Origin of the sequence: Methanobrevibacter sp., from assembly GCF_045646045.1 — an archaeon.
Classification (GTDB): domain Archaea; phylum Methanobacteriota; class Methanobacteria; order Methanobacteriales; family Methanobacteriaceae; genus Methanocatella.
Window position 1 is genome coordinate 1 of record NZ_JAZRJY010000016.1, and the last position, 6,343, is coordinate 6,343.

Annotated in this window: 6 protein-coding genes; 3 read left to right on the top strand and 3 right to left on the bottom strand. The window is 31.4% G+C overall.

Annotated features, from left to right (window positions below; translation table 11 throughout):
* Nucleotides 1–140 precede the first annotated feature (140 nt).
* Nucleotides 141–989, top strand: coding sequence for a methanogenesis marker 8 protein (locus ACKI5C_RS01035; protein ID WP_407431161.1), 849 nt, complete (start codon nucleotides 141–143; stop codon nucleotides 987–989).
* A 71-nt stretch (nucleotides 990–1,060) separates the two neighbouring features.
* Here ACKI5C_RS01035 and thiI read toward each other — a convergent pair whose 3' ends face one another.
* Nucleotides 1,061–2,215, bottom strand: coding sequence for a tRNA uracil 4-sulfurtransferase ThiI (thiI, locus tag ACKI5C_RS01040; RefSeq protein ID WP_407431163.1), 1,155 nt, complete (start codon nucleotides 2,213–2,215; stop codon nucleotides 1,061–1,063).
* Between the two features lie 298 nt (nucleotides 2,216–2,513).
* Between thiI and ACKI5C_RS01045 the strand changes: the two genes are divergently transcribed.
* Nucleotides 2,514–3,230, top strand: a complete 717-nt coding sequence (locus ACKI5C_RS01045; RefSeq protein ID WP_407431165.1) for a UPF0280 family protein — start codon at nucleotides 2,514–2,516, stop codon at nucleotides 3,228–3,230.
* Here the strand turns inward: ACKI5C_RS01045 and ACKI5C_RS01050 are convergent.
* On the bottom strand, nucleotides 3,225–4,421 hold the full coding sequence (locus tag ACKI5C_RS01050) for a trans-sulfuration enzyme family protein (protein WP_407431167.1): 1,197 nt from the start codon (nucleotides 4,419–4,421) through the stop codon (nucleotides 3,225–3,227). The two genes, ACKI5C_RS01045 and ACKI5C_RS01050, sit on opposite strands and share 6 nt — an antisense overlap.
* Before the next feature lie 181 nt (nucleotides 4,422–4,602).
* On the opposite strand from ACKI5C_RS01050, the gene ACKI5C_RS01055 reads away from it, so the two are divergent.
* Entirely contained in the window at nucleotides 4,603–5,610 is a 1,008-nt protein-coding gene (locus tag ACKI5C_RS01055) for a DsrE/DsrF/DrsH-like family protein (RefSeq protein ID WP_407431169.1), read from the top strand.
* A gap of 43 nt (nucleotides 5,611–5,653) precedes the next feature.
* Here ACKI5C_RS01055 and ACKI5C_RS01060 read toward each other — a convergent pair.
* Nucleotides 5,654–6,343, bottom strand: a 690-nt coding sequence (locus ACKI5C_RS01060; RefSeq protein ID WP_407431171.1) for a carbon-nitrogen hydrolase family protein, incomplete at its 5' end; no start/stop codon positions are given.

Below are 6,343 nucleotides of genomic sequence, written 5' to 3' on the forward strand. Positions count from 1 at the left end.
TAGAAACTTAAAAATATCACAATAGTTATATTTTTAACTTATAGTATTTAAATATAACAATAGTTAACTTTAATGGGAAAATATATCACAAAAAAATAAACTAAAATTTAAAAAAATGTAATGTTGTTCAAGGTGAAACAATGGCAAAAGACTATCATGTAATCGAAGCTTTAGGTAAAACAGAAGTAGTAATAGAAAATGGAGAAGTAACCTCAGTTGGAGAACCTCTTATTGATTTCTGCCCTATTTTCTATAAAATTGACAGTGCCGAACATCTAACTAAAGATTTCATAAAATGGAATATGGAAAAAAGGATTCGGGAATTTGGGATGTGCACACCTCAAAGAGTAGTGAAAATGAAGGATTTCATGAGTTTTGGAATATCTGAAATTCTAAGAACAAACATTGAATTGGGATTGATTGACTGTGTTGTTGGTGTGTGCGAAGGTGTTGGAACATTGCTGATGACAGATCCGGAAATTATTCAGGGCGTAGGTGGTCGGGTATCGGCACTTATTAGCACTACTCCAATACCGGAAGTTATTGAACAAGTTGGAATTGAAAATGTATTAAATCCCAAAACAGCTGATTTAAATCCGATTAAAGGATTGGAAATGGCAATTGAAAGAGGCTATAAGAATATTGCTATTACAATTCTACCATCAAAATCAATTGAAGAAATCGGCCAATATCCTTTGCCGGATGGTGTAAATACCTATATGTTTGTAGCGCATACAACAAATGCAAGTCTAAAAGAAGTGGAAACTGCATTTAAATACTGTGAAGTCATTACTGCTTGTTCCTCTAAAAATGTTAGAGATTATGCAGAAAAAGAAAAATCATACTATTCCGGCTCCAAGGTTCCCATTATTGCAATTAGTGAAAAAGGCAAGGAATTCTTAGATAATAGGCTTGAAAAAATAGGCAAACCACTGACAACAAATGATTATCCTATGAAAAAAGATGAACATTCAAAACCATTAGTTTAAAAAAAAAATAGTGAAAGAGGAATTAAATGAATATCCTCTCTTTATTATTTCCAAAAATAAATATTAGAGATTCAATCGAGTCTCCTAATATTTTCATATGCCTTTTGAATATATTCATCTTGGTTCATGTCTTTACATGCTTTTTTCGAAAGATTTAAGTCTGCATGTGTTTGCGGATATCTTGGAACTGCACTGCATCCCCCATCATCAATTTCAGATATTTTAAATGTTCCAATATCCTTTGCAATAGCAGTGATTTCCTCTTTATCCAAACCAATTAACGGTGATAATATTGGCATGTCTACACCATATCTTGTTGCAAGGATATTAGGCAATGTTTGTGAGGCAACTTGACCGACACTGCTTCCATCAACTATAGCATTGGCTCCCAATTCATTAGCTAGCTTTTCTGCTATCTTATACATTCCAGATTTGCATAATACACAAGTCATCCTCTCAGTAGCTTTAGTTTTAGCATTTTGAAGATATTCACCATAGTCTACAACTCTTTTTTTGATAGGTGCTCCTTTTGCATATGTGTTTAATTGATTAACTAATAAATTAAAGTTTTCAGTTACTTTTGGACCTGAAAACGGATCATTGTTAAAGTGAAGCGCTATAACCTCACAGCCTCTTTTCATCATTAGATATGTAGCTACAGGTGAGTCAATTCCGCTTGAAACTAATGCAACAACCTTTCCCTGTGTTCCAAGAGGTAAACCTCCAGGACCTTTGATTTTTTCATGGAAAATATAGGTATCGCCTTCTCTGACTTCAACAAAAATTGTTAAATCAGGTTTTGTCAAATCGACCGGCGCTAGTATAACCTTTCTTACAACATTTCCACAAAATGCCGCCATTTCCTGTGAACTAAAGTCATGTTTTCCAACACGTCTGCATTTAATTGCAAATTTGGTGTTCCCATCAATGAAATTTTCTTCAATTAACTCTTTGACATATTCAGCTAAAGTTTTTTCAATATCTTCATAAGTTGTTTTAGTTGATACTGCAGGAGAATAGGATACTACACCAAACACATGATTTAATTTTTCTATTCCATCATCAAAGTTTTTTGGATTAATATATATTCTACCTTGATTTCTTTCAACTTTACAGTCAAATGTTGCTTTAATATTTTTAACAAGCCTTCTTTCAAAACGTGCCCTTATTTTAGGGCTTTTTACACCTATTTCACCATATCGTGCTAGTATTAAATCATAATTCATTCAAACACCATCTAATTTGATATATGCTGAAAATAAATAGCAATCCCTTCAATACTAGTTAAAATATAACAGCAAGTATAAAATATAAAAATTGATGTTATATAAATGTTTTTATTAGATTATCTAAAGAACAAAAGGAATCTGTTCAAAATTATAACACTTTGATATCGCTAAAATGCTTAATTAAAGCAAATAGCGACTTTAGAATTTTTTAATGAATTATAAGCTCAAAATAGCATATTTCATATAATTCCCATAAGAAAATTATTTATAATAATAACAATTGTAATATATGATTATGTATTTTGAAGAAATTAATTTGGAAGAAACACATATTCGCCTAACAACGGATTTGAAGAATCATGAATTAAAAAAACATATCTATAAACTAAGATATTATTTAAAAGACCATATTTCTAAAAATCAGGATTTTTTACTGTCTTTAAACCCAATTAAACCATATGATGAGGATTTACATCCAATTGTTGAAAAAATGTACTATTCATCAAACTGTGCAGATGTTGGACCTATGGCATGTGTTGCAGGAACGATTTCTGAAATGTCACTAAATTATCTAATTGAAAACGAATCGAAATATTCCATTGTTGAAAATGGTGGCGATATTGCTCTTATTAATGATGAAAAAGTAATATGTGGAATTTTTTCAAATAATGAAATTTTAGGAAACAAAATAGGTTTTGAAATAAAAGCTAGAAAAAAACCACTGGGCATTTGCACATCTTCTGGCAAAATAGGTCATTCCATTAGTTTCGGTAAATCAGACAGTGTTACTGTAATTAGCAAAAGCCCATCTATTGGTGATGGACTTGCAACGAGAATAGCTAATGAGGTTATGGGTGAAACATCAGAAGATAAAGTTTTCAATGCTTTAGAGATAGCAGAAAGGTTTAAAGAATATTATCAAAGTGTTTTAATAATATCCCAAGACAATGTGGGAACAATTGGGAAAATCCCAAAAATTGTAGAAACACCGGAATTCAAGGTTAAATTATAATAATTCAGATTTTTCTAATGCTTGACGCAAGTCTTCTATAATATCTTCAACATCCTCTATACCTACCGAAAACCTAAAGAACCCATTGTTAAATTCTTCAGGATATAAGTATTGTCTTTCATCATCTTCACCAATGAATACAATTAAACTTTCATCATGCCCCAATGAAACTGCAGAGGTAATTATTTTTAAATAGCTTACAAATTCATTGTGTTTATCATGATCTGCATTAAGACCAAATGCAATCATTCCCCCAAAACCATTAAACATTTGTTTTTTAGCAATGTCATGCCCTTTATTAGATTTCAAACCAGGATAGGAAACAAAACTCACATTTTCTTGTGATTCCAACCATTCAGCTACTTTTTGTGCATTTTCATTGTGAGCTTTCATTCTTAAAGGAAGAGTTACAGATCCCCTCATAATCAACCATGCATTAAATGGACTTATTGTTGCTCCAAGATTGACTTGGGCCTGTTCACGAATCGGGTCAAGCAATTCTTTTTTATTTGCGATGATTGCGCCACCCATTGAGTCCCCATGCCCATTAATGTATTTAGTTAAACTTTCAATTACATAATCGGCACCTAATTCTAGGGGACGTTGATTGAATGGTGATGCAAATGTATTATCAACGGATAGAAGTGCACCATATTCATGTGCAATTTTTGCAATTTCCGCGATATCTGATATTCCTATTGTCGGGTTTCCGGGAGTTTCAATATGGACCAATTTTGTATTTGGTTTAATCACTTTTCTAATCTCCTCTAAATCCGTTGTATCGACAATTGTAGTATCTACTTTAAATTTATTATTGAATAATTCATTCAAAAGTCTATATGCTGCAATATATGTTACATTTGAAAATACAACATGATCACCTGATGACAGAATTGAAAAAAATAATCCAGATAACGCTCCTACGCCACTTGCAAGAACAATTGCATCTTCCCCATTTTCAAGGTTGGCTATTTTTTCTTCAAGATATTTCTGATTAGAACCTCCATTTCGAGTGTATAAAATCTTATCTGCACTACTCCAATTAATGTTTGTCGGATCATAAGGCAATTCATAACTGTTTCCCATGGTTATGGGACGTTTAATTGCATTTGTTTCACTGTCAACATCATTTCCTGTATGTACTGCACGAGTTTGAAATCCTAATTCTTTTCCATATTTTCTTTTTGACATGTTATTTTACCTAAAATTTAATTATAGATTATATTAAAAAATACAAGTATATAACTATTGTTATATTTACAAAAATATTTAAATAGTACTTTCACAATATTAGAATTATGAAAAAATAACTATTGTTATAATTTTATAATATCTTTTTCATTGCTCGGGCGAAATTAAGGAAGTGATGAAAATGACAAAATCAATCAATACCAAAGAATTATTGGAAAAAAATATAGGAGAAATTCAAATAATCGATGCAAGGGACAGTGAAGAATTAATTTTAGGAAAAATTGAAAATTCAATTAATATTCCAAAATCAGAGCTATCATTCAATCTTGAGAAAATTGACAAAACAAAAGAAATAATCGTATACTGTAAGACTGGTGAGAGAAGCGGCAAAATAACTGATGAATTAAATTCTTTAGGTTATGAAGCATATAGTCTTGAAGGTGGTTTTAAAAAATATCAAGAACATATTGGAGGATTAAAAGCTATTGAACTTGATGTAAAAGGCCAAATGTGTCCAGGACCAATAATTAAAATTGCTGATACAATTAATGAAATTCAAAACGGACAGAAAATATATGTTGAATCGGATGAAGACGCATTTGCATCAGACATTAAAATATGGTGTGAAAGAACTGGAAATAAATTAGAATCACTGATTATTGAAAATAACATTATAAAAGCAACTATCATAAAACAAAACCTACCTGAAATTCCAAAGGATGATGATAAAACATTTGTAGTGTTTAGTGGAGATCTGGATAAAACAATAGCTGCATTTATTATTGCAAATGGAGCGGCATCAATGGGAAGAAACGTGACAATGTTTTTCACATTCTGGGGATTGAATATATTGAGAAAACCTGAGAAAGTAAGTGTTAAAAAAACGTTGATTGAAAAAGCATTCGGGTTTATGATGCCAAGAGGGACAAAAAAATTAGGGTTGTCTCGAATGAACATGCTCGGATTTGGTCCAAAAATGATACGCTCAATTATGGATCAAAAAGGAATATTGTCACTTGAAGAGTTAATAGAAAGTGCAAAAAGCCATGGAGTTCGTATTGTAGCATGTCAAATGTCAATGGATATCATGGGAATACACCAAGAAGAATTAATCGATGGGGTCGAACTGGGAGGGGTTGCAACCTTCATAGGCTCTGGTGAAAAAAGTGATATGAGCTTATTTATTTAAAGCAAATGTATAAAATCTCATAGTACATGCAATTGTCTTTAAATTAATCATACATTTCTTTTCTAATGAATGGAATATAATTCTTATTATTTGATTTGTCCAAATCAACATTCGCATAAATTATTTCTTCATCATCACTTGCAACAGCCAGTGTATCTCCATTGACATCACAAACAATGGATTGGCCATTAAATTCCATTTCATCTTCAATGCCCACACGATTGCACATTGCAATTATTACATTATTTTGGAATGACTGGACTTTAATTTCCCATTTAAATAACTCTTCAGGTTCATCTGCAGTGTTGGCGGTAGGTATTAAAATTAATTGAGCACCTTTAAGTGTTAATGTTCGGATACTTTCAGGAAAATGTCTGTCAAAGCAGATTGCAATGCCAATCTTTCCGAACTTGGTTTCAAATACATTGAACCCCTCATCAGATGGATCATAATAGCTTTCCTCAAAGAATTTTTCAGCTTGTTTAATATGAACCATCTTTTGTTTACCTATTATATTTCCATGGTTATCAATTAAAAAAGACATGTCATATGAATTATTATTTTCTAAGACATATACATTAGGGGCTGCAAAAATATCATGTCTTAAACAAGCTTCTTGAATTCTTTTAATGTAATGTGAATCTTGTGTTATTAAATAATTTTCCACATCAATATTTTCGTATTGGGGAAAAAATGGAGTTAAATGTATTTCTGGAAACAGAATTAAATCCAC